This window comes from Novosphingobium sp. 1529 (genome assembly GCF_040544855.1).
In the GTDB taxonomy this organism is placed as follows: domain Bacteria; phylum Pseudomonadota; class Alphaproteobacteria; order Sphingomonadales; family Sphingomonadaceae; genus Novosphingobium; species Novosphingobium capsulatum.
Genome location: NZ_JBEPKW010000009.1, coordinates 74,128 through 97,743 on the forward strand (window position 1 = coordinate 74,128; position 23,616 = coordinate 97,743).

A 23,616-nucleotide genomic window follows, 5' to 3' on the forward strand; every position below is an offset into this window, starting at 1 on the left:
GCGGCGCGGCGGATTTGTTTGTGCGTATGGCGTATCCTGCATCAATCTTTTTCGCTTGTTCGTGGCCCCGAAGTCACAGGTTCTGGCACATTTGCCGGGCCAGCGCCAGCAATGGTTGATCGCGCCGCATTGCGGAAATTTCAACGGCTTGCCAGCCCACGCCGGCCATCTGCGCGATTCGTGGCGCCAGGCAGGCCAGGCCCACATGGCCGCGCGCCAGGCCGAGCCGGCTGCATTCCTCGGCAAAATGGCGCGCCGCTTCGCCCGAATGCAGCGCCACCACGCAAGGGTCGCGCAGCAGTGCTTGGGCTGCGGGCGCCAGGGGCAGCGGCTGCGCGGCATAGAGCGTGACGGTATCCACCACTACGCCCTCGGGCAGGGCGAGCGGCACTGGGTCAGCGCCCGACAGCCGCAGATAGCGCCCTGGCGCCAAGCCCCGCGCCACGTCGGCCAGGCCGCCTTCGCCGGTCTGCGCCACGGCAAAGCCTGCACCTTGCGCTTCGCGCGCGGTTTCCGCGCCCACGGCCAGCACGGGCAGGGCGCGAAGGGTGGCCAGGTCTGGCCCGCCCAGGCGAAAGAGATTGGCGCTGCCCGCCAGGATCGCGGCATAGCCGGCCGGATCGGGCGCCTGCCACGCTACCGCCTGCATCGCGAACAGCGGCGCACCCAGTGCCTCCAGCCCCAGCGCCTGCGCAGCGGCCACGCTCGCGGCGTTGCCGGGCTGCGGCCGCAGGACCAGCAGCGGACGCATCAGCCGCCGTGGAAAAAGGCGGTGATGCCCTCGGGCGCGCTGGCGAGCAGGCGGCGGGCGAGTTCGAGCGGCGTGGCGGTGTCGCTGGCGGCAAAGCGCGCGCTGTCTTCCACGCGCAGCGCGCCATCGGGGCTGAACAGCGCGGCGCGCAGTACCAGGTCATCGCCCTCGGCCGTGGTCAGCACCGCGATCGGGCTGTGGCATGTGCCGCCAAGGCCGGTCAGCAGCGCGCGTTCGGCGCGGATCGCGGCATGGGTCGGGCCATGGTCGATCGCGGCGAGCAGCGCGCGCACGTCCTCGCGCGCGGCCAGGCATTCGATGCCGATCGCGCCTTGCGCCGGGGCGGGCAACCATTCCTCAGCCGGCAGCACATGGCCCACGCCGGTTTCGCCCAGGCGTTGCAACCCCGCCGCCGCCAGCAGCGTGACATCAGCCTCACCCACCTGCAGCTTGGCGAGGCGCGTGGCGACGTTGCCGCGAAACGACACGATTTCCAGATCAGGCCGGGCGTGCAGCATCTGCGCGGCGCGGCGCGGCGCGCTGGTGCCCACCTTGGCGCCGGGCGGGATGGCGGCAATGCTCGCCGCCCCCACCAAGACATCGCGCACATCGGCGCGCGGCAGCACGGCGGCGATGGTGATTTCTTCTGGCCGGATGGTTTCCACATCCTTCATCGAATGGACCGCGAAATCGATCTCGCCGTGCAGCAGCGCGGCGTCGAGTTCCTTGGTCCACAGCGCCTTGCCGCCGATTTCGGCCAGCGGGCGATCCTGGATGCGATCGCCACTGGCCACCTGCGGGCACAGCTCCACCGCACTTTCGGGCCAGCCGTGCGCCGCGCACAACCTGGCGCGGGTTTCCTCGGCCTGGGCCATGGCCAAGGGCGAGCGGCGGGTGCCAAGGCGCAACGGTTTGTCGGGCGCCTGCGACGGGTTGTGAGACGGGTTGATCATGCTTGGCTTGCCGTAAACGGGATTATCTCTAAGGGAAAGCTCCGCATGGCCCTGATCCTTGGCATAGAATCCTCGTGTGACGAAACCGCCGTTGCCGTTATCGACGGCAGCGCCACCACGCTTGCCGCCCGTATCGTGGCCCAGCGCATCGCCTCGCAGGATGACGCGCATCGGCCCTATGGCGGGGTTGTGCCCGAAATTGCCGCCCGTGCCCATGCCGATGTTATCGCCCCGATGGTGGCCGCCACGCTGGCCGATGCCGGGCTGACGCTGGACGACATGGACGCCATTGCCGCCACGGCCGGGCCGGGCCTGATCGGCGGGGTCATGGTTGGGCTGGTCACGGGCAAGGCGCTGGCCATGGCCAGTGGCAAGCCACTGATCGGTATCAATCATCTCGAAGGCCACGCGCTCTCGCCGCGCCTGGCAGAGCCCGCCTTGGCCTATCCCTATTGCCTGTTGCTGGTCTCGGGCGGGCATTGCCAGATCCTGGAAGTCATGGGGCTGGGCCGCTATCGCCGCCTGGCGACGACGATCGACGATGCGCTGGGCGAGGCGTTCGACAAGACGGCGAAGGTGCTGGGCCTAGGTTATCCCGGTGGCCCGGCGGTAGAGCGGCTGGCGCGAGAGGGCGATCCCCGCGCCGTGCCGCTGCCGCGTCCGCTGGTGGGCAGTGGCGAACCCCATTTCTCGTTCGCCGGCCTCAAGAGCGCGGTGCTGCGCGCGCGCGATTCGGGCGCTTATGCCCCGGCCGATCTCGCCGCCTCGTTCCAGCAGGCGGCGATCGATTGCGTGATCGATCGCACGCGCGGCGCCTTGGCGCAGTGCGTGCCGGGGATGACCGCGCTGGTCGTGGCCGGTGGCGTTGCTGCCAATGCCGCCTTGCGCGCCGCGCTGGAAGGGCTGGCGGCGCAGGCCGGCCTGCCGCTCGTGGCGCCCCCGGTAAAGCTGTGCACCGACAATGCCGCGATGATCGGCTGGGCCGGGGCAGAACGCTTCGCCCTGGGGCAGGCCGATCCGCTCGACCTGCCGGCCCGGCCGCGCTGGCCGCTTGACGATAACGCCGCACCCGTGCGCGGCGCCGGGGTCAAGGCATGAGCGGCGGCCCTGGCGCGGCACCGGCAATCGGCGTGATCGGCGCGGGCGCCTGGGGTACGGCCCTGGCGCAAATGCTGGCCAGCGACGGACGCCACGTGGCGCTGTGGGCGCGCGAGGCAAGCCTGGTCGCCACGATCAACCGCGAGCGCCGCAACCCCACCTATCTGCCCGGCGCGGAACTGGCCGAAACGATCACCGCCACCAGCGATCTGGCCGCGATGGCCACGCTGCCGGTGCTGCTGTGGGTTACCCCAGCGCAGTTCCTGGGCCAGGTGCTGTCTGGCCTGCCCGATTATGCCGGCGATCTGGTGCTGTGCGCCAAGGGGATCGAGGCGGGCAGCGGCCGGCTGATGGCCGAAGTGGCGCACGCCGCCGCGCCTGCCGCGCATGTCGCGGTGCTGTCTGGCCCGACCTTTGCCCACGAGGTAGCCGCCGGCCTGCCCACGGCGGTGACGCTGGCCTGTTCCGGTGGGGAGGCGCAATGGCAGCGGCTGGCCCCGGCCGTGGCGCGGCCCACGTTCCGCCCCTATTATTCGGCTGACGTGATTGGCGCCGAAATCGGCGGCGCGGTCAAGAACGTGCTGGCGATCGCCTGTGGCGTGGTCGATGGGCTCGGCCTGGGGCAGAATGCCCGTGCCGCGCTGATCAGCCGCGGCTTTGCCGAAATGCAGCGCTTTGGCCTGGCCATGGGTGCGCAGGCCGAAACGTTGGCCGGGCTATCCGGGCTGGGCGATCTCGTGCTGACCTGTTCATCGGCATCGAGCCGGAATTTTTCGCTGGGCAAGGCGCTGGGCGAGGGCCAAAGCGCGTCTGAGGCGTTGTCAGGCCGCAACACCGTGGCCGAAGGGGCGTACACCGCGCCCGTGCTCGCCGATCTTGCCCGCCAGAAGGGAATTGCCATGCCGCTCGTCGATGCGGTCGTTACCCTGGTGCGTGGCCAGGCGCCTGCCCGGGATGTCGTCGCCAGCCTGCTGGCGCGGCCCTTGCGTGCGGAACGCCCGCTTGGCTGATCCGGCTCTTCCCGCAAACCCGACCGACGCGCAGGCCGAACAGGCCGATATTGCCGCGCTGGCCAAGGGTGGGCGGACCAATTTCTTTGGCTTCGTGCTGCGCCTGGCGGCCAGTGTGCCGTTCCTGTTCATCGCTGGGCGCCTCTATGGCGCGGCCACGCTCGGGCGCTATGCCTCGGCCACGCTGGTGGTGGAACTGGCGGCGCAGCTCGCCACGCTCGGGCAAAAGCGCGGCCTGGCCCAGCAGCTGGCCAAGGAAGATCGCGCCAGTGCCACCACCGTGGCTGATGCCCTGCTGCTGACCACGCTGGTGTCGGTGCTGTGCGGGCTGCTGTTGTGGCTGGTGCCGATCATGATGTTTCCCAGCGGGGACTATACCCCGGTGGAACGCCTGCTGCCGGTGGCGATCCTGCCGCGCGCGCTGGGCGATGTGGCGCTGGCCGCGCTGGCCTATCGCTTTGACGTGGGCGCCACCGTGCGTGCCCGCGCCGTGGTGGAGCCGTGGACGCAGTCGCTGGCCGCTGGTGGCCTGTGGCTGGCCGGCGCCTGGTGGCTGCCACTGCGCGAAAGCGGGCTGATCCTGGCCTATGCCGCCGCGATGCTGGCGGCGATGATCACTGCTTTCGTGCCCCTGGTCAAAAGCTATGGCCTGCCGCGCCAATGGGCACCACGCCCCGGTGCTCTGCTGCGCCTGGCCAACCGCAACCTGCCGCTGGCCGGGGCCGACGCGGTGGAATGGGGCACGCGCAAGCTTGACCTGTTCATCCTCGGCACGTTTGCGCCGGCCGCCGTGGTCGGCATCTATTACGTGGCGCAGCAGGTCACCACGCTGCCGCAAAAGCTCAAGACCAGTTTCGAGCCGATCCTGGGCCCGGTGATCACCCGCAACCTGCGCGAGAACAACCTGGGCGCGATCGCCCGTCAGGTGTGTCAGGTGGGCTTCTGGATCACCGCTGCGCAGGCCGGCATCGCCCTGGCGCTGGGTCTGCCGGGCAAGGGCGTGATGGGCCTGTTCGGGCCGAATTTCGTGGCCGGCACTGGCTCGCTCGCGCTGCTGCTGGCGGCTGAAGTGGTGGCAGCGCCCGCCGTGGTGAGCGAGGCGGCGCTGATCTATGTGGCGCGGCTGCGCAACTGGTGGATCAGCCTGGGCACGATCGCGCTGCAGGCCGGGCTGACCGTGGGCCTGATCGTGGCCGCGCGCGAACTGGGCTATGACGGCACGGTAGAGGCGATGGGCGCTGCGCTCGCCCTGGTCATTTCATTGGGCCTCGCCTCGCTGCTCAAGTCGCGCCTTTTGGGCAGCATCCTGGGCCAGAAGATCAGCAACTGGCGCTGGGCGCTGCTGTGGGCGGCAGTGCCTGCGGTGGGCGTGGGCATGCTGGCGCGTCTGCTGCCGGAATGGATCGAGGTCAGCCTGGGCATTCCGGCGATCCTGGGCGTCTATGGCCTGGTGATCTGGCGGCGCGGCTTTGGCCCGGAAGACCGGGTGCTGTTCCGCAAGCACAAGAACTGAACGTCCTCGTTCCGTTTGTTCAGGACAGAATGCGGGCAATCGCCACGAAATCGGCCACATCCAGTGTTTCGGCGCGGCGGGAGGGATCGATGCCCAGCGTTTCCAGGGCAGCGAGCGCGCCGGGCACGCCCTTGAGCGACTGCCGCAGCATCTTGCGGCGCTGGCCAAATGCCGCCTCGGTCACGCGTTCCAGCATGCGGGCCGAAACGCCTTCGGGCATGGTCGCGGGGGTCACGTGCACCACGGCCGACATGACCTTGGGCGGCGGGGTGAACGCGCTGCGGTGCACTTTCATGGCAATGCGCGGCGCGGCGCGCCATTGCGACAGGATCGCCAGCCGGCCATAGGCATCGCTGGCGGCGGCTGCGACGATGCGCTCTGCCACTTCCAGCTGGAACATCAGCGTCAGGGAAAGCCACTGCGGCGGCCAGTCCTGCCCCGAAAGCCAGCCGGTGAACAGCATCGTGCCGACATTGTAGGGCAGGTTGGCGATCACGTGCCACGGCGCGTCGAACAGGGTGGCGGGATCGATCTTGGTCGCGTCGCCCTCGATCACGCGCAACTGGCCGGGAAAGGCCTCTGCCAGTTCGGCCAGGGCCGGCAGGCAGCGCTTGTCCATCTCGATCGCGGTGACATTGGCGCCGGCGCGCAGCAGGGCACGGGTCAGGCCGCCGGGGCCGGGGCCCACTTCCAGCACGTTGGTGCCCTTGAGCTTGCCGGGAATGGCGGCAATGCGCGCCAGCAACTGCTCGTCGAACAGGAAGTTCTGGCCCAATGCCTTGGACGCGAGCAACCCATGGCGGTTGACCACATCGCGCAACGGCGGAAGATCGGGCAGGCTCATGCCCCGGCCGCAGCGCGGCGCACGGCGCATTCCCCGGCCATGCGGATCGCCGCGATCATCGCGCCCGGGCGCGCCTGGCGGCTGCCGGCGATGCCAAAGGCAGTGCCGTGATCGGGTGAGGTGCGGATGATCGGCAGCCCCAGCGTGACATTGACGCCATCATCGAAATCGAGCGCTTTCAACGGGATCAGCGCCTGATCGTGATACATGCAGATGGCCACGTCGTAGGTCGTGCGGGCCTGGGCATGGAACATCGTGTCGGCCGGCAGCGGCCCGTGCGCGGCAATGCCGGCGGCCTGGAGCGCGGCAACGGCGGGGGCGATATAGCTGTGGTCCTCATGCCCCATGCGGCCTTCCTCGCCGGCATGCGGGTTGAGCCCGGCCACGGCGAGGCGGGGATGGGCGATGCCGAAATCGCGCACCAGCGCCCGCGCGGTAATCGCGCTGCGCCGCGTGATCAGCTCGGCGGTGATCATGCCGGGCACGGCGTGCAGCGGCACATGCACCGTGACTGGTACGACCTTGAGCGAAGGGCCGGCCAGCATCATCACCGCGTCTTCGGGCGCGACGCCGCTGGCCTGGCCGACAAATTCGGTTTGCCCAGGGTGGTTGAAGCCAACGCTGGCCAGCCGGCTCTTGGATACCGGTGCAGTGACCAGGGCCGAGGTTTCGCCCGCCACGGTCAATTGCGTGGCGGCGTCCAGCGACTCGAGCGCCAGCATCGCGCCCTCGTCGGTGGGCTGGCCAGGGGTATAGCCAGCATCGCCCAGGTCGAGCACCGGCAGGGCGGAACCGAACGTCGCGGCCGCCTCTTCCAGGCTGCCCACGGCGCGCACTGGCACGTCGAGCCCGCGATGGCGCGCGGCCTGGTCCAGCACGCGGCGGCTGCCCACGGCCACGAACGGCTCCAGCTGCGCCATGTCGCGCAAGATCCACGCGGCCGCGATCAGTTCGGGGCCGATGCCGGCAGGATCACCCTGGGAGATGGCGATGGGGTTCATGGGCTGGCGCTATCGGCTTTGTGGGTGGAGGGGTGGGATGTTGCGGGTTGGAAGCAGTCGTGGTGCGTGGTTTCCACCACCCCCAAACCCCCTCCTCTAAAGAGGAGTGGGCTTCATGTTCGCCTCCCCCTCCTCTTGAGAGGAGGGGGTCGGGGGGTGGTGGCGGCTTTGCGCCAACAAATCAGTTATACTCAATCACCGCATCGCGGCGCAGGTCGCGCAGATAGGTCTGGGCGCGCTTGTTCACGCGGTCGTCTTCCATCTGCGACTGCATTTCTTCAAAGCTCGGGCCATCGGCCACCTTGGGATCGTCGCGGCCGCACAGCACCAGCACGCGCACGCCGTCTTCGATCGATCCGAACGGCGGGGTCGCCTCGCCGATCGAGAGCTTGAGCATCGAATCCTGCAGCGCGGCGGGCAGGTCGCGCGCCTTGACCTGGTCGTTGGTGACGACCGAGGCGCCGATGCCGGCTGCGGCCGCATCGACCTGGCCGCAGCCGTGGATGGTCTTGACGGTGGCGGCAAAGGTCGCGGCCTTGGCCGCAGCATCCTTTTCCGTGGTGCCCTTGGGGAAGCTGAGCGACATCTGCTTGAGGCTGAGCACGGCGTCGCGCGGATCGGCGGTCAGCACCTGTCGCTTGTCGATCAGATAGAGGATCGAATAGCCGCCGGGAATTTCCACCGGCCCGGCAAGCTGGCCCGGTTGCATCGACGTGGCGACATTGGCCAGATCCTGCGGCAACTGGGCCAGGCGGATCCAGCCCAGATCGCCACCCACCGCAGCGGTGGAGGCTTCGGAATACTGCCGCGCATAGGCGACGAAGCTGCCGCCCTTCTTGAGCTGGTCAACGATCTGGTTGGCGTTGGCCATGACCTGCTGGCGGTTGGTATCATTGGCCGAAAGATAGATTTCGCCGATGCGGTATTCCTCGGTGCCCTTGGCCGCCTTGAGGCGGTCCATCATTTCGCGCACTTCGCCGTCAGACACGTTGATGAACGGCTGGACGTTGCGGCGCAGCAGGCGCTGCCACGACAGTTCGCCACGGATCTGCCGCTTGAGCGAAGCCGCCGAAGAGCCGATCGAGGTAAGGTACTTGTCGAGCGCGGCCGGGTTCTGGCCGAAGTTCTGCTGGGCCACGCGTTCATAGGTCTGGTTGACTTCGTCATCGTCCACGTCGACGCCGGCCGACTTGGCCTCTTGAATCTGCAGCGTTTCGTCGATCAGGTTGCGCAGCACCTGCAGGCGCAGGCGCTCCTGTTCCTCGGCCGAAACCTTGCCGCCGTTGGCATTGACGATCAGCGCCAGGCGCTGGTCGATATCGGTGCCGGTGAGGATTTCGCCGTTCACGATTGCGGTGGCGCGGCGCACGTTGGGATCGCTCTTGCCAAAGATCTGCACGTTGGCGGGAATGTTGAGCTGGCCCGAGGCATCGGGCGCGCCACCGGCGGTTTGCGCCTGGGCCACGCTGCCGGCCACCGGCAGGGCGGCCGTGGCGGCAAGACCCAGCGCCAGGGCGGCCCGGCCGCACCAGTGACCCATACGAATATCACGGCGCATCTGGAACTGGGGCAGCCGGGTGATGGACTTCATGGCGATCCGAACTTCCTGTCAGGCAACATGCGAATTGGGCTGCATGCGAAATGGTGCGTCGATCCCGGGCCTGCATTGCCCCGGCTTAACCCACGCTGAGTGGCGGCAAGCGGCCGGGAATGCAACGCCGGAATTGGCCGGTTGGGGGAAAACTTTGCGGGAAACGTGGCCAAAGGCGGGATTTGGCGGGCCTAATCAGCCCGCCCGCACCTGGGTCATCGCCTGCTCATAGCGGCTGTTCATCTCTTGCCCGCGATAGCGCGAATATTCGCATGCCGCGAGCGCTGCGGCGGGCGGGAAGATCACCTGGCTGTTGCGGTAATCATCGGGCATCAGCGCCAGCGCCGCCTGGTTGGGCGTGGGATAGCGGATGGTGCGGGCAATGTCGGCCCCGGCCTTGGCGCCCAGCACGAAATCGATGAAGGCATAGGCCAGATCGGGATTGGGCGCATTGCGGGGAATGCACAGCCCGTCGCTCGCGAGGATGCCGCCTTCGCGCGGCACGACGAAGGCCAGGTCGGGATCGTCGCGCATGACCTGGGCGATATCGCCATTGTATTCGATCACCAGGTCAACGTCGCCCGCCAGCAGCAGGTCCTGGCCGTTGTCGTCATGAAACGCGGCGATATTGGGCTTTTGCTTGAGCAGCATGGCCTTGACCTGGGCGATCACGGCGGGATCGTTGGTATTGGCCGGGTGGCCCAGGTATTTCGCGCCGATCTCGAACAGCTCGCTCGCTTCGGCGAGCAGGGCGATGCGCCCCTTGTAGCGATCGGAATCGAGCACCCATTTCCAGCTGTCGGGCACGCCATCGACCTTGGACTTGCGATAGCCGATGCCGGTGACGATCCAGGTATAGGGCACCGAGACGCGGCGGCCGGGATCGAACGGCGGATCGAGGAACTGCGGCGCGATGTTCTTGAGGTTGGGGATCTTGGCGTGGTCCAGCTCGGTCAACATGCCGGCCGCGTGCATGCGCTCGACAAAGTCGTTCGACGGCACGATCACGTCATAGCCCTGGTTGCCGCTGCGCAGCTTGGCGAAGAGTTCATCGTTGTTGGCAAACAGGCTGATATTCACGCCAGCGCCAGCGGCCTTGGTGAAATCGGCCACGGTGTTTTTGCCGATGTAGGTATCCCAGGTGTAGAGATTGAGCGACCGCGCCGGCTTGCCGCGCGAACAGGCGCCCAGCGCGCCGGTAAACGACAGGCCAATGCCGGCAAGGCCAGCCTGGCGCAGGAACATGCGGCGCGAATGGACCATCTTCGTTCAATTTCCCATGCGGCGTGACGACACGGCGGGGGGATGGCGCCCGATCACGCTTTGAGCAAGAGGTGATCGCGTTCCCATGACGAGATCACCTCGTCATAGGCGGCCAGTTCGTTGAGCTTGATCTCGTAGAACGCCTTGATGAACTGCTCGCCCAACAGGTCGATCACCGGCTGGCAATCGATCATCTGTTTGAGTGCGGCATCGAGGTTGCGCGGCAGGGTGCGCTCCTCGTCATAGGCGTTGCGGGTCATCAGCGGCAGCGGCTCGATCTTTTCCTGAAGGCCGATATAGCCGCAGGCCAGCGTGGCGGCGATGGCGATATAGGGATTGGCATCGGCGCCGGGCAGGCGGTTTTCGATGCGCGTGCTGCGCGGTCCACTCACGGGAATGCGCAGGCCGCAGCTGCGGTTGTCGAGGCCCCATTGCACGTTGATCGGCGCGCTGTGGGCCGGGCGGATACGGCGGAAGGAATTGACGTTGGGCGCAAACAGCGGGACGACCTGCGGCAGATAGCGTTGCAGCCCGCCGACGAACCAGCGGAATTCCGGGGTCAGCCCGCTTTCGGTGCCGAACAGGTTGTTGCCGCCCGCGTCCACCGCCGAAATGTGCAGGTGCATGGCGCTGCCCGGCTGGCTTTCCATCGGCTTGGCCATGAACGTGGCATAGACCCCGTGCTTGAGCGCGACCTGGCGCACGATGCGCTTGAAGATCACCACCTGGTCGCACAGCGCCACGGGATCGCCGTGGTTGAAGTTGATTTCCAGCTGCGCCGTGCCGCCTTCGTGGATCATGGTGTCGAGCTGGAGCGAGGCGATTTCCGAATTGTCGTAGATTTCCTCGATGATGTCTTCGTATTCGGTCACCGATTCCAGGCCATAGGGCTGGGGCGAGCTTTCCGCGCGCCCCGAGCGCCCGCGCGGCGGCTGGATCGGCAGATCGGGATCGGAATTGACCTCGGTGAGGTAGAATTCCAGTTCGGGCGCCACGACCATCTGCCAGCCCATCGCGGCATATTTGGCCAGCATGCGCTTGAGCACGTGGCGCGGCGCCACTTCAAACGCGCTGCCATCGCGGTGCAGGGCATCGGCCACGACAAAGGCTGTGGGGGTGCGAAAGCCCGGTGCCACGCAGATCGAATTGATATCGGGCAGCAGCGTCACATCGGGATCGCGATAGAGGAAATCGTCCTCGTCGGTATCGGCGTAGTCACCGGTGATGGTGACGGAAAACACCGAGGAAGGCAGGCGCAGGCTCATGTTGCCGACCGAGGCGATGAACTTGTCGGCCGGCCACACCTTGCCGCGCACCACGCCATTGATATCGGGGACGAGGCACTCGACCTCGCTGATGCGTTTTTCGCGGATCCATTCGGCAAAGGCTTCGGTCATGGGATCACTCGCTTGGAAGAAGGGGTTCAGAGACGGTCGCGCAGGGCAAAGAAAGTCATCGCGGCGGCCATGGTCGGCCAGCGCAGCAAGGTGCCTCCGGGAAAGCGGGGCGTGGGCAGGCGGCGTACCAGATCGAGCGCGGGCGCGGGCAGCCCGGCCATGGTCGCGCCAATTTCGCCACCCAGCCACGGCGCCAGCACCACGCCCAGCCCGGAAAACCCGCTGAGCGACCACAGGCCGGGCATGACCTGCGCGGCATGGGGCAGGCGATGCGGGGTGATCGACAGCGTGCCGCCCCAGGCATGGTCGATCGCCACATCGGCCAGTTGCGGAAAGACCCGCAGCATATGCGGCCGCACGAACGCGGCGATATCGGCCGGCAGTCGCCAGGAATAGCGTTCTCCGCCGCCGAACAGCAGGCGGTGATCGGGCGTGATACGGAAATAATAGACCACGAAGCGCGAATCCGACACCGCCTGGCCGCCAGCGATCAGCGCAGCCGCCCGCTCTGGCCCGAGAGGCGCGGTGGTGGCGATGAAGTTGTTGATCGGCAGGACATGGGCATCGACCTCCGGTACCAGGCCCGTGGCATAGCCGCCGGTTGCCACCAGCACCTGGCCCGCGCGCACCGTGCCGCCGGGCGTGGTCACGCGCCAGGCCTGGGCCGTGCCCGGCGGGCCATCGGGCGCAATGCCGGTGCAACGGCTGTGCGGATGGATCACTGCCCCCGCCGCGCGGGCAGCGCGCGCCATGGCGAGCGCCAGCTTGAGCGGGTGGAGATGGCCGCCGGCCATATCCAGGCTGCCGCCATGATAGGCCTGGCTGCCGACCAGGGCGCGAATGTCGTCACGGCCCAGCGGGGTTAGCGCGCCGTGGCCATATGCCTCTTGCAGAAAGCGCACCTCGGCATGGGTCTGCGCCACCAGGCCGGGCTTGTGATCGGCGTGGATCAGCCCGGCGCGAAAATCGCAACCGTCGGGATCGTGCGCGATGAGCCGGTCGAGGTGGTCGCGCGCGTGGCGGGCCATGGCCCACATTTCGCGCGCACCGTCGCTGCCGAGGTGGCGCGCCAGCCAGTGCTGGTCCTTGTTCCAGCCAAGGTGGACCTGGCCGCCATTGCGGCCCGAGGCGCCCCAGCCGACAGGCCCGCTTTCCAGCAGAACGACCGATCGCCCGGCCTCTGCCAGCCGCAATGCGGCACCCAGACCTGTGTAGCCCCCGCCGATGATGCAGGCATCGGCCTGCACATCCTGGTCCAGCGCCGTGCCAGCAAAGGCCATGGGCGCGGTGGCGGCGTAATAGGACGGCGGATAGGCCCGCACATCCTCGCCGGTTGGTCCTGCCCGCTCGATGGATCGAGGCGTCAACATTGCCTGTGGTTCTACCCCATGCGGCAAGGGGCGACAAGCGAACGCGCTGGGGGTTTGGCTGCCAGGCCGGTGCATGCCATGCACCGGCCTGGCGCGCCGAATCTTACGGCGCAGCGTCAGCCAGGGTGGCGCCATCCCAGTGTTCATCGGCCTTGCCATCGACAAAGCGCCACATGTCGAACCAGGTGGTGGTATAGGTCTTGCCCGGATTCTTGGGGTCCTTGAGCGTGCGCACCATGCTCACGACCACGCGATCGCCCTCGGCCGTGACCGCGGCGACCGGGGTCGCCATGTGCGCCGGGCATGCCTTGGGCTGCACCTTGACCACCTGGGTGAAGAAATGGACCACGGTATCGCGGCCCGAGGGCACCATCGGGTTGTGCTGGTGATAGGCCGGAGTAAGGTATTGATCCGCCTTGTCCCAATGCCCGCATTCCAAGAGGTCTTTGACGATATGGAGCGCGGCCTGCTTGTTGCGGTTGAGCACCGGATCAGGGCTGGTGAACAGGCTTTCGGGATCGGGCACCGCCACCACCGCTTCCTGGGCGTGCACGGGCGTTGGCAGAGCGGCCAGGGGCACGGCGGCCAGCGGCAGGGCGAAAAGGCCGGCGGCGGTCAGGGCATGGCGTAGCATCGTTGGCTCCCTCCTTACGAAAACGGCGTTACAGCGGCAGGCCCAGCCGGGGGCCGATCCAGACCATCAGGCTGTAGAGCGCAATGGTCAGCGCGCAACCAGCCAGCAGCGCCGACCAGAACCCGGCGCCGTGGCGCAGCAGGGCCGGGATCAGCAGGAACATCGGCAGCGAGGGCAGCACATACCAGAACGTGGCCCCGGCATGGGCCGCCATGTTTTCGGCATCGGGGCGATCGTGCCACAGCCAGATCATGCCGATCACCGACACCAGCGGGAGCGACGCAATGAGCGCGCCAAAACCGGGATAGCGCTTGGCAAGGGTGGAGGCGGTGGCGATCAGCACGCCGGAAATGGCGGCCTTGAGAGCAAGCTGCAACATGGTGCGCCGGTGTTAAGGCAGCCGCGCCGCGTTGCCTAGCGCTGCTTGGCCAAATGGGGTGCTGGCAAGCGGCGAGGATCGGTGGGTAGCTGCTGCTTGTGCCGCCATTGCCGCATGGAACAAGCTGGACCCCGGATCAAGTCCGGGGTGACGATAAGTACATATATTCTCTCAAATTCCTCGTCACCCCGGACTTGATCCGGGGTCCCGCTGCCCTGTTGGCGCTTGCCACGTCCGAAATTGAGCGATTGCCTACATATTTGGCTCGCGCAGAGGCGCTCTTAAATCTCTGCGCCTCAGCGCCTCTGCGCGAAACACTTTTTCCTATATCGTTGATAGAAATATAAATCTCTATCTACTCATGCAGCCCAACACCGCGATCAGCCCAGCAGTATGACCGGGGCCTTGGTGTTCCAGCTCAGCCACACGGCCTCGCCCACGGGCAGGGCGGAGACGAGCGAGCGTTCGCCGTTGGCGCGGGCCACCTTGAAGGTTGCGCCGCTGGCGGTTTCCACATCGTAGAGCGTCTGGCTGCCGAGGTAGGCGGAGCGCACGATCGTGCCGGCCACCACGTTGGCCTGTGGGCAGGCATCGGGGCCGGCCGGGCGGCCTTCGCTGGCCGGAGTCATCGTGATCTTTTCCGGGCGGATGCCGGCCCACACTGGGGTGTCGGGCGCGCCGGTGACGCCGTGGCTGACGAAGATCGGTACTTCGAGACCAGGTGCGGTCACTGCGGCGTGATCCCGCTCGTCGACGCTGAGGCGGCCTTCGAACATGTTGATGGTGCCAATGAAATCAGCCACGAACCGGTTTGCGGGGTATTCATAGAGATCGCCCGGCACGGCCACCTGCTGCAGGCGGCCCCGGTTCATCAGCGCGCAGCGGCTGGCCATGGCCAGCGCCTCGTCCTGATCGTGGGTGACCATCACGAACGTGACGCCGACATCGTGCTGGATCTGCGCCAGTTCGGCGCGCATCGCATCGCGCAGCTTGGCATCGAGCGCGGACAGCGGCTCGTCCAGCAGCAGCACCTTGGGCTTTTTCACCAGGGCGCGGGCGAGGGCAACGCGCTGACGCTGCCCACCCGAGAGCTGATCGGGCTTGCGGTGGCCAAACTCGTCGAGCTTTACCAGGCGCAGCGCCTCGGCCACGCGGGCGTCGCGCTCGTCCTTGGCGACGCGATCGATCTTGAGGCCATAGGCGACGTTTTCGGCCACGGTGAGGTGCGGGAACACGGCGTAGGACTGGAACACCATGTTGACCGGGCGGCGGTTGGGCGGGGTGGTGCTCATGTCCACGCCGTCGATCAGGATGCGGCCTTCGGTCGGGGTTTCCAGGCCCGCCAGCATGCGCAGCAGCGTAGTCTTGCCGCAGCCCGATGGGCCGAGCAGCGAGAAGAATTCGCCGCGTTGGATATCGAGGCTGACATCGTCCACCGCGATGAACGAGCCGAACCGCTTGGTCACGTTCTCGAACTGGATGAGAGGCTGGGTCATGGGAAAGTCCTGTGTGAAATCAGTGGCCCTGGGCCAAGTCGCGGCCCTGCAGCTTCATGCCGATGGCGGTGAGCGCGATGGTGATGAGCATGAGCACGGTCGAGGCGGCGTTGACCTCTGGCGTGACGGAGAAGCGCACCATCGAATAGATCTTGACCGGGAAGGTCACCGTGTTTGGCCCCGAGGTGAAGAAGGTGATCACGAAATCATCGAGGCTGAGCGTGAAGGCGAGCAACCCGCCCGAGATCAGCGCCGGGCGCACATGGGGCAGCAGCACATCCCACAGCGCGCGCAATTCGCTGGCGCCCAGATCGCGCGCGGCCTCTTCCATCTCGCGGTTGAAGCTGGCGAGGCGCGCGCGCACCACCACGGCCACGAAGGGGAAACTGAACGTGATATGGGCGATGATGATCGCGCCCAGATCGAACGGCCAGACCAGATCGCGCGGCCAAGGCACGATCTGCCCGAAGAACACCAGCATCGCCACGCCCATGCAGATTTCGGGCACCACGATCGGCAGGGTTACCGCGCCATCGAACAGGCCCTTGCCGGGAAAGCGGAAGCGCCACAGCGCGATCGCGGTGAGCGCGCCGAGCACCACGCTGAACAGCATCGAGATGAACGCGATGGTCAGCGAATTGGTAAAGGCATCGATCAGCGCGGAATCGTTCCACATCGTGCCGTACCAATCGAGCGTGAAGCCCTCCCAGCGGATGGTGCGGCGGCTGTCGTTGAAGCTGAACACCACCAGGCTGGCCAGCGGCAGATAGAGGAACAGGATCACCGCGCCCACCCACAGGCGCAGCGGCCAGCGGCGACTGTATTCGAGCGGGCCAGGCTTGCTATCGAGCGGCTTGGAGGCAGTGGCCATCAGGCGTCTCCCTGCGGGCGGGCGCGGGCGGCGCGGCGATCCTGGATCGCGCGCAGGCCCATGGCCAGGAGCGTGAGATACATCAGCATGAACGACAGCGCAGCGCCGAACGGCCAGTCGTTGGCACGCTTGAACTGCCGCTCGATCACGCTGGCGATCATCTGGCTGTCAGGCCCGCCGAGCAGATCGGGCGTGAGGTAGGAGCCGAGCGCGGGAATGAACGTGAGCATGATTGCCGAGAGGATGCCCGGCTTGGCGATCGGCACGATGACCTTGAAGATCGTGGCGATGTGCCCGGCGCCCAGATCGAGGCTGGCCTCGATCAGCGAGCGGTCCATGCGATCGAGCGTGGAATAGAGCGGCAGGATGATGAAGGGCAGGTGCACGTAGACCAGGCCGACGATCACCGCGAAGTTGGTGTGCAGCATCTCGACCGGGCCAAACCCGAACAGGCCGAACATGTCGTTGATGTAGCCCTCGGTGCGCATCACCGCCATCAGGGCATAGGTGCGCACCAGCAGGTTGGTCCAGAACGGCAGCATGATGCCCAGCAGCAGCAGGATCTTGCCGCGATCGCTGGCAAAGGTCATCGCCAGGGCATAGGGAAAGCCGATCACCAGGCACACCGCCGTGGTCACCCCGGCAAAGACCAGCGACTTGGCAAAGATCAGCAGATAGACCGGATCGAATACGCGCACGTAGTTGTCGAGCGTGCCGGTCACGGCCACTTCGGTCAGTCCCAGGGTGCGGCCAAAGCTGTAGGCCCAGATCACGCTGAGCGGAACGACGAAGAACAGGGTGATCCAGGCGGCCGGCGCGGTCAGCACGGCCCAGAAGGCGCGCCTGCTGGTGTTCGATGCGCTGCTCATCGCCGGGCGGTTCCCATGGTTCGTGGCCTCATGCGTCCTGGCCTCATCGGTGGCAATTCCCCAGTTTGCGCGGCCCCGCGAAGGGCCGCCGGGCGCCGCGGGCACACGCCAAGACGGCGCCCGAAGCGGGTGGTTGAACATGCCTGCCTGCGTGACGCCCGTTTTTTGGTGTGCGTCGGGTTTATGCTATTGCGGGGTAACCCCGTTATCTGCGATCACACTTATGCGCGGGAACCGGCCCGGTCAATCGCAAATCGCTGTGGCGCGAATGTGCCCGCCCGCGCCGGCGTTCGTCAACCACCGCGCAGCACCTGGCCCAGCCGGGCAAAGAACCAGGCCGAGGCCGGGTTGCGATCGGCATCCCATTCCGGGTGCCATTGCACCGCCAGCACCTGCGCCGCGCCGACTTGCGCCGAAAAGGCCTCTACCAGTCCATCGGGTGCCACCGCTTCCACCGTCAGGCCCTGGCCCAGCGTGGCCACGGCCTGGTAATGCACGGAATTGACGGTGATCGTATCGCCCAGCGCGGTGGCCAGGATGCCGCCGGGGGTGAGGTTGACCGGGTGGGTCTGGGCAAACATCTCTTCCAGGCTGGCGCCATCGGGGGCGTGGTGCCTGACCGGGCCATCGCCGGGCAGGGTTTGCAGCGTGCCGCCGAACGCCACGTTGAGTTCCTGGAAGCCCCGGCAGATGCCGAATACCGGCTTGCCGGCGCGCAGCATGGCATCGCCCAGCGCCAGCGTGGTGGTATCGCGCGCGGGATCGAACGGCCCGTCACCGGCGCTGGCGCCATAGCGCCACGGCTCCATGTTGGAGGGGCTGCCGGTGAGCAGCAGGCCATCGAGCCGGCCGGCGAGCGCGGCCCAGTCGGTCAGGCCGGGCAGGGCCGGGACCAGCACCACGTCGCAATCGGCGTGGGCGGCGGGCGCGCGCAGATAGCGGTCGATTACGCCGTGCACCGGTTCTGGCCCGCCGCTACGCAGGCAGCACGAAACGCCCAGCAGCGGCCGCGTCATGCCGGCAGCACTCCGAGCGAGGACAGCGTGGGCGTGGAAATGGTGACGGACTTCATGTCGGCATACTTGAACAGCGCGTGCAGGCTGCGGTCGCGGCCAAAGCCGGATTGCTTGAACCCGCCAAACGGCATGGTGATGTCGCACGCGTCCCAACCGTTGACCCAGACCAGGCCAGCGCGCAGGCGCCGGGCAAAGGCGTGGGCGATATCGATCGAGCCGGTCCACAGGCCCGAGGCAAGGCCATATTCGGTGTCGTTGGCAAGGGCGAGCGCTTCTTCGGGGGTATCGAACGGCACCACCGCCAGCACTGGGCCGAACACCTCTTCCTGGGCCAGGCTGCTGGCGTTGCTGACGGCATCGAACACGGTGGGATCGAGATAGAACCCGCCGGTTTCGCTGCGCGCGCGGCTGCCGCCCAGGCGCAGCGCGGCGCCTTCCTGCTGCGCGCGGGCGATGCGGGTGAGCACGCCTTCCAGCTGCTTTTCACTGATCACCGCGCCCAGTTGCGTCGCCGGATCGAGCGGATCGCCGGGGCGGATGGTGCGGGCCACGGCCAGTACCTTTTCGACGAATTCCGCGTGGATCGAACGCTGCACCAAAAGCCGCGATCCGGCGGTGCAGACCTGGCCCTGGTTGTAGAAGATGCCCCAGGCCGCTGCGGCTGCCGCGCGATCGAGATCGGGATAGTCGGCAAAGACGATGTGCGGGCTCTTGCCGCCCAGCTCCAGGCTGACGCGCTTCAAGTTGCTGTCGGCCGAATAGCGCATGAGCTGGCGGCCGACCGGGCCCGAGCCGGTGAACGTGATCATGTCGACATCGCGGTGCAGCGCCAGCGCGGCGCCGGCGTCCTGGCCCGTGCCGGTGACGACATTGAGCACGCCATCGGGAATGCCGGCCTCGAGCGCGAGTTCGGCAAAGCGCAGCGCGGTGAGTGAGGACAGTTCCGATGGCTTGACCACCATCGAATTGCCCATGGCGATGGCCGGCGCGATCTTCCACATCGCCATGAGCAGGGGGAAGTTCCACGGCACGATCGCGCCGATCACGCCCAGCGGATCGTGCACGGCATAGCTGAACTTGTCGGGGCCGGTGGGGCCAACCTCGCCATGGATCTTGTCGATCGCCTCGGCATAGAAGCGCAGCGTGCCGAGCGCGAGCGGCACGTCGACATTGCGGGTGTCGCTGATCGGCTTGCCCGAATCGATGGTTTCGAGAACGGCGAATTCCTCGGCGGCAGCCTCCAGCTTGTCGGCCAGCGTCAGCATCAGCTTCTTGCGCTGGGCCGGCTTCATGTCGCGCCATTGCCCGCTTTCAAAGCGGCGGCGGGCAGTGGCCACGGCGCGGTCGATATCGCTGGCATCGCCCGCCGGCAGGGTGCCGATGACCTGGCCAGTGCCGGGGTTGACAGTGTCCAGCGTGGCGCCCGAAGCGGCCGCAACGCTGGCGCCGCCGATCACGTGGTGGGCCGGCAGGCGGCTGGGCAGGGTGGGCGGGGCACTGGTCATCGTCTGGTTCATCCGGCTGGTGCAATGTGTGATCACTAATAGTCATTGTGGCCCGTGGTGCAAGGTCTGGCAGCCATGCCGCCTGTGTATTTCCCGGCGTCGAAAGAGCGGCTGTAAGCGGAAAAGCACGTGGCAATCCGACGATCCGGGCTGGACAGGGCGGCGGGCTTTTCATATGTGATCACACCATGACACAAGAAACCGCCTCGTCCTTTGCCGCCTGGCTTGCCGCCCATCCTGAAGTGACCCGGGTGGAAGCCTTTCTCACCGACGTGAACGGCGCGCCCAAGGGCAAATGGCTGGTGCGCGACAAGGCCGTGGCCCTGGCGGCCAAGGGCCTGCCGATGCCGCTTTCGGTCTTTGCCCTCGATGCCTGGGGGTGTGACGTGGCGGGCGCGGGCCTGGCATTTGGCACGGGCGATCCCGATGGGCTGTGCTGGCCGGTGACCGGGCGCTGGAGCAAGGCGCCGTGGCTGGGCGAAGACAGCGCGCAGGTGTTCCTGGGCATGGTCGACAAGGATGGCGGCCCCGTGGTGGCCGATCCGCGCGGGATGTTGCAGGCCCTGCTGGCGCGCTATGCCGCGCGGGGGTTGACCCCGGTGGTGGCGACCGAACTGGAGTTCTACCTCTATCGCCTGGAAAACGGCGTGCCGGTGCCGCCCGATGGCAATCTGCGCCGCAACGACACGCTCTCGACCACGGCGCTGTCTGCCCATGCCGCACTGTTCGACGAGATCATGGCGCTGGCCCACGCCATGGGCATTCCCGCCGACGCGGTGATCAGCGAGGCGGGGCCGGGGCAATACGAACTGAACCTGCTGCACCGCGCCGATGCACTGGCCGCGGCCGACGATACCGTGCTGATGAAGCGCATCGTGCGCGCGCTGGCGGCGCACCACGGGCTGGGCGCGACGTTCATGGCCAAGCCCTATGGCGATTGTTCGGGCAGCGGCATGCATATCCATGCCAGCCTCAACGATGCAGCGGGCAAGAACGTGCTGGCCAAGCCCGAGGGCGGCCCGGCCGACATGCTGCTGCACGCAGTGGCCGGCCTCTTGGCGGCGATGCCCGAAACGATGCTGGCGTTTGCGCCCAACTACAACTCGTTCCGCCGTTTCCGGCCCGATGCCCATGCGCCGGTCTCGGCCAGCTGGGGCATCGATGACCGCTCGGCCGCGGTGCGGGTGATCGTGGGCGATGCCAAGGCCACGCGGATCGAGCATCGCATTTCCGGGGCAGACGTGAACCCGCACGTGGCCATGGCGGCCATGCTGGGTGCGATGCTGCAGGGGATCGAGGACGCGGTGATGCCGCCTTCGGCGCAAGACCCGCTGCATCCCGGCGCCGGCGCGCCGCTGCCGGTGGAATGGGGCGCGGCGCAGGCTGCCTTTGCGGCCTCTGAACGCGCGGCGGGCATGTTCGGCGCGCGCTTCCGCGATATCTTCCTGGCCTGCAAGCAGCAGGACCGCGCCGCGTTCCTGGGCCAGATCGACCGCTTTGAATACGATACCTACCTGGGATTGCTGTGATGGACATGGCGGTGCCGGGCCTGCACCAGGCGGCGCCCTATGCCGGGATGCCCACCTGGTATGCCGCCAGCGCCAACCCGGCGCCGCAGCGGCCGGTATTGCAGGGCGCGCAGCGTGCCACGGTCTGCGTGATCGGGGCCGGGTTCACCGGCCTTTCGGTGGCGCTGGAGCTGGCCGAAAAGGGCATCGACGTGATCGTGCTGGAAAGCGAGCGCGTGGGCTGGGGCGCATCGGGCCGCAATGGCGGCCAGCTGATCAACGGCTATTCGCGCGGGCTTGACGTGCTGGAGGCGCGGCACGGCCCAGCCGTGGCGCGCGCGCTGGGCGCAGTGGCGCTGGAAGGCGCCGCGATCATCCGCGACCGCGTCGCGCGCTATGGCATTGCCTGCGATCTGGTCGATGGCGGGCTGGGCGTGGCGCTGACCGCCAAGCAGATGCGCGCGCTGGAGGACGAGCAGCGGGTCTGGGCCGCGCATGGCCATGCCGGGATCACCGTGCTCGACCGCGAGGCCCTGCGCGCCCATGTCCAGAGCGATCGCTATGTCGGCGGCATTCTCGATCCGCTGCGGGGGCATTTCCATCCGCTGAACTATCTGCTGGGCGAAGCCACCGCGTTCGAGCAGCTGGGCGGCCGTCTGTTCGAACACAGCCGCGTGATCCAGGTGGACGACAGCGGCCCGCGCCCGCGCGTGGTCACCGCGCAAGGCGAAGTGATCGCGGATACCCTGGTGGTGTGCGGCAATGCCTATCTCGGCAAGACGCTGCCCTGGCTATCGGGGCAGATCATGCCGGTGTCGAGCCAGGTGGTGACGACCGAGCCGCTGGGCGAGCTGGCCGCGCAGCTCTTGCCCAGCAATGCCTGCGTGGAGGATGCCAACTACATCCTCGACTATTTCCGCCGCACGGCCGACGGGCGCCTGCTCTATGGCGGCGGCATCGTCTATGGCGGGCAGGACCCGGCCAGCGTGGAAGCCAAGATCCGCCCCGGTCTGATCAAGACCTTTCCGCAGCTCAAGGACGTGAAGCTGGAGTTCGCGTGGAGCGGCACCTTTGCCATGACGCTGAGCCGCATGCCGCAGATCGGCCGGCTTTCGCCCAAGGTGTTGTATTCGCATGGTGACAGCGGCCACGGCGTGACGACCACGCAATTGCTGGGCCGCCTGCTGGGCGAGGCGATCTCCGGGCAGCATGCGCGCTTTGACGTGTTTGCCGATCTGCCGCATCCGCCGTTTCCCGGCGGGCAGCGCTTTCGTGCGCCGCTCTCCACCCTGGGATCGCTGTGGTACACGCTGCGCGATCGGCTGGGGGTGTGAGCCGCGCATATGGCCGGCGTTGCGCTTGAATTGATGCCTGAATCGGTGGCTGAATCGATGGACCTTTGCGGGTCGATCGTGCACTATTGCCTGGTTGGTGGCGGTCCTGTCCGGCCGAGCGCCTTCGATCCCACGTTACGATCCCGCTGCCACTCCGTGGCCGGGATATCCGCGATCAACACCTGAAGGACGGTCGATAATGCGTCGTATCCCCCTGTTCGTTTCTGCCCTGGTGGGCCTGGCCGCAGCCGTGACGGCGCCTGTGGCCCATGCCCAGAATGCCGCTGCCGGGGCCGCCATGTTCAAGCAGCAGTGCCAGATGTGCCATGTCAACACCGCCGGCGCCAAGGGCTTTGCCGCGCCCAACCTGTGGGGCGTGGTCGGGCGCCAGGCCGGTTCCACCGCGTTTGCCTATTCCACCGCGCTCAAGAATTCGGGCAAGACCTGGGATCCCAAGACGCTGGACACCTTCCTGACCGCGCCGGGCAAGCTGGTGCCGGGCACGCGCATGGTCGTCGCCATTCCCGATGCCAAGAAGCGCGCCGACGTGATCGCCTATCTCAAGACCCTGCACTGATGCCCGCGATGGCGTAAGATGCGCCCCCTCATCGTCACCCCGGGCTTGACCCGGGGTCCCGCTGCCCTTTGAGGCTGGATGAGCAAAAAGCGGGATCCCGGACCAAGTCCGGGATGACGACGAGGGAGCAAACGCCAGACCACGCCCATTAGACCGGAGCACCGCATATGCCCGTTTCGCTGACAATCGATGGCAAGCAACGCACCCTGGCCGTGGCGGAAGACATGCCGCTGCTGTGGGCGTTGCGCGATATCGCCGGGGTGACCGGCGTCAAGTTCGGTTGCGGGGCGGGCCTGTGCGGCGCGTGCAGCGTGCTGGTGGACGGGCAGCGCCTGTTTGCCTGCCAGACGCCAGTGGCCGATGTGGCCGGCAAGGCCGTGACCACGATCGAGGGACTGACTGGCCAGCCGCTGGGGCAGGCCCTGGCAGCCGCCTGGGAAGAGCTGGACGTAGTGCAGTGCGGCTATTGCCAGCCCGGGCAGATCGTGGCCGCCGCCGCGCTGCTCAAGGCCAATCCCAAGCCCGATGATGCCGCGATCGATGAAGGGATGAGCGGCAATATCTGCCGCTGTGGCACCTATAACCGCATCCGCGCCGCGATCCACCGCGCCGCTGACACGATCAAGGCCTGAGGGG

The 23,616-nt window shown here is 67.3% G+C and carries 22 protein-coding genes; 7 read left to right on the plus strand and 15 right to left on the minus strand.

Annotation, left to right across the window (positions count from 1 at the left end; translation table 11 throughout):
* Positions 1 to 73 precede the first annotated feature (73 nt).
* Both ABIC78_RS15940 and hemC read right to left on the minus strand, forming a co-directional pair.
* Positions 74 to 751 carry a uroporphyrinogen-III synthase gene (locus tag ABIC78_RS15940; RefSeq protein WP_354490747.1) on the minus strand — a complete coding sequence of 226 codons (678 nt, stop codon included), beginning with the start codon at positions 749 to 751 and terminating at the stop codon, positions 74 to 76.
* Complete coding sequence (gene hemC, locus ABIC78_RS15945) at positions 751 to 1,704, minus strand: hydroxymethylbilane synthase (protein WP_309806079.1); 954 nt, start codon at positions 1,702 to 1,704, stop codon at positions 751 to 753. Before hemC ends, ABIC78_RS15940 begins: the two co-directional genes overlap by 1 nt.
* A 45-nt stretch (positions 1,705 to 1,749) precedes the next feature.
* Between hemC and tsaD the strand changes: the two genes are divergently transcribed.
* From tsaD to ABIC78_RS15960, 3 genes are read left to right on the plus strand one after another with little or no spacing between them, the layout of a single operon-like run.
* A complete protein-coding gene (gene tsaD / locus ABIC78_RS15950; RefSeq protein WP_354490750.1) occupies positions 1,750 to 2,802 on the plus strand; it encodes a tRNA (adenosine(37)-N6)-threonylcarbamoyltransferase complex transferase subunit TsaD in 1,053 nt (350 codons plus the stop codon).
* The gene (locus tag ABIC78_RS15955) at positions 2,799 to 3,812 is read left to right on the plus strand and encodes an NAD(P)H-dependent glycerol-3-phosphate dehydrogenase (RefSeq protein WP_354490752.1); all 1,014 of its coding nucleotides are present in this window, start codon (positions 2,799 to 2,801) and stop codon (positions 3,810 to 3,812) included. Before tsaD ends, ABIC78_RS15955 begins: the two co-directional genes overlap by 4 nt.
* Complete coding sequence (locus tag ABIC78_RS15960) at positions 3,805 to 5,325, plus strand: lipopolysaccharide biosynthesis protein (RefSeq protein WP_354490753.1); 1,521 nt, start codon at positions 3,805 to 3,807, stop codon at positions 5,323 to 5,325. Before ABIC78_RS15955 ends, ABIC78_RS15960 begins: the two co-directional genes overlap by 8 nt.
* A gap of 19 nt (positions 5,326 to 5,344) precedes the next feature.
* Here ABIC78_RS15960 and rsmA read toward each other — a convergent pair whose 3' ends face one another.
* From rsmA to ABIC78_RS16025, 13 genes are all read right to left on the minus strand, one after another.
* Positions 5,345 to 6,199 carry a 16S rRNA (adenine(1518)-N(6)/adenine(1519)-N(6))-dimethyltransferase RsmA gene (gene rsmA / locus ABIC78_RS15965; protein WP_354490755.1) on the minus strand — a complete coding sequence of 285 codons (855 nt, stop codon included), beginning with the start codon at positions 6,197 to 6,199 and terminating at the stop codon, positions 5,345 to 5,347.
* On the minus strand, positions 6,166 to 7,170 hold the full coding sequence (gene pdxA, locus ABIC78_RS15970; RefSeq protein WP_354490757.1) for a 4-hydroxythreonine-4-phosphate dehydrogenase PdxA: 1,005 nt from the start codon (positions 7,168 to 7,170) through the stop codon (positions 6,166 to 6,168). Before pdxA ends, rsmA begins: the two co-directional genes overlap by 34 nt.
* 181 nt (positions 7,171 to 7,351) lie before the next feature.
* Complete coding sequence (locus ABIC78_RS15975; protein ID WP_043611039.1) at positions 7,352 to 8,710, minus strand: peptidylprolyl isomerase; 1,359 nt, start codon at positions 8,708 to 8,710, stop codon at positions 7,352 to 7,354.
* A gap of 246 nt (positions 8,711 to 8,956) precedes the next feature.
* Positions 8,957 to 10,024 carry a polyamine ABC transporter substrate-binding protein gene (locus tag ABIC78_RS15980; RefSeq protein WP_062787271.1) on the minus strand — a complete coding sequence of 356 codons (1,068 nt, stop codon included), beginning with the start codon at positions 10,022 to 10,024 and terminating at the stop codon, positions 8,957 to 8,959.
* Between the two features lie 53 nt (positions 10,025 to 10,077).
* Entirely contained in the window at positions 10,078 to 11,421 is a 1,344-nt protein-coding gene (locus ABIC78_RS15985; protein WP_022678250.1) for a glutamine synthetase family protein, read from the minus strand.
* 26 nt (positions 11,422 to 11,447) lie between these two features.
* Positions 11,448 to 12,791, minus strand: coding sequence for an NAD(P)/FAD-dependent oxidoreductase (locus ABIC78_RS15990; protein WP_354490760.1), 1,344 nt, complete (start codon positions 12,789 to 12,791; stop codon positions 11,448 to 11,450).
* A gap of 103 nt (positions 12,792 to 12,894) precedes the next feature.
* On the minus strand, positions 12,895 to 13,425 hold the full coding sequence (locus ABIC78_RS15995; RefSeq protein ID WP_171797774.1) for a nuclear transport factor 2 family protein: 531 nt from the start codon (positions 13,423 to 13,425) through the stop codon (positions 12,895 to 12,897).
* Positions 13,426 to 13,453: 28 nt separating this feature from the next.
* Positions 13,454 to 13,804 carry a DUF3147 family protein gene (locus ABIC78_RS16000; protein ID WP_022678247.1) on the minus strand — a complete coding sequence of 117 codons (351 nt, stop codon included), beginning with the start codon at positions 13,802 to 13,804 and terminating at the stop codon, positions 13,454 to 13,456.
* Between the two features lie 380 nt (positions 13,805 to 14,184).
* The gene (locus tag ABIC78_RS16005) at positions 14,185 to 15,300 is read right to left on the minus strand and encodes an ABC transporter ATP-binding protein (RefSeq protein WP_054130778.1); all 1,116 of its coding nucleotides are present in this window, start codon (positions 15,298 to 15,300) and stop codon (positions 14,185 to 14,187) included.
* 19 nt (positions 15,301 to 15,319) lie between these two features.
* The gene (locus ABIC78_RS16010) at positions 15,320 to 16,171 is read right to left on the minus strand and encodes an ABC transporter permease (RefSeq protein WP_062787285.1); all 852 of its coding nucleotides are present in this window, start codon (positions 16,169 to 16,171) and stop codon (positions 15,320 to 15,322) included.
* Positions 16,171 to 17,040, minus strand: a complete 870-nt coding sequence (locus ABIC78_RS16015) for an ABC transporter permease (protein ID WP_028658376.1) — start codon at positions 17,038 to 17,040, stop codon at positions 16,171 to 16,173. Before ABIC78_RS16015 ends, ABIC78_RS16010 begins: the two co-directional genes overlap by 1 nt.
* Before the next feature lie 293 nt (positions 17,041 to 17,333).
* Positions 17,334 to 18,056 (minus strand): gamma-glutamyl-gamma-aminobutyrate hydrolase family protein, encoded by a 723-nt coding sequence (locus ABIC78_RS16020; RefSeq protein ID WP_354490764.1) that lies wholly within the window; start codon positions 18,054 to 18,056, stop codon positions 17,334 to 17,336.
* A complete protein-coding gene (locus tag ABIC78_RS16025) occupies positions 18,053 to 19,561 on the minus strand; it encodes an aldehyde dehydrogenase (protein WP_354490766.1) in 1,509 nt (502 codons plus the stop codon). Before ABIC78_RS16025 ends, ABIC78_RS16020 begins: the two co-directional genes overlap by 4 nt.
* A 188-nt stretch (positions 19,562 to 19,749) precedes the next feature.
* Here ABIC78_RS16025 and ABIC78_RS16030 point away from each other — a divergent pair, with 188 nt between their 5' ends.
* From ABIC78_RS16030 to ABIC78_RS16045, 4 genes are all read left to right on the plus strand, one after another.
* Positions 19,750 to 21,090: a glutamine synthetase family protein gene (locus ABIC78_RS16030; protein ID WP_354490768.1), complete on the plus strand. Its 1,341-nt coding sequence runs from the start codon at positions 19,750 to 19,752 to the stop codon at positions 21,088 to 21,090.
* On the plus strand, positions 21,090 to 22,403 hold the full coding sequence (locus ABIC78_RS16035) for an NAD(P)/FAD-dependent oxidoreductase (RefSeq protein ID WP_354490770.1): 1,314 nt from the start codon (positions 21,090 to 21,092) through the stop codon (positions 22,401 to 22,403). The genes ABIC78_RS16030 and ABIC78_RS16035 overlap by 1 nt, the downstream gene beginning before the upstream one ends.
* Before the next feature lie 199 nt (positions 22,404 to 22,602).
* The gene (locus ABIC78_RS16040) at positions 22,603 to 22,980 is read left to right on the plus strand and encodes a c-type cytochrome (RefSeq protein WP_054130773.1); all 378 of its coding nucleotides are present in this window, start codon (positions 22,603 to 22,605) and stop codon (positions 22,978 to 22,980) included.
* Between the two features lie 167 nt (positions 22,981 to 23,147).
* Positions 23,148 to 23,612 carry a (2Fe-2S)-binding protein gene (locus tag ABIC78_RS16045; protein ID WP_054130772.1) on the plus strand — a complete coding sequence of 155 codons (465 nt, stop codon included), beginning with the start codon at positions 23,148 to 23,150 and terminating at the stop codon, positions 23,610 to 23,612.
* Positions 23,613 to 23,616 lie beyond the last annotated feature (4 nt).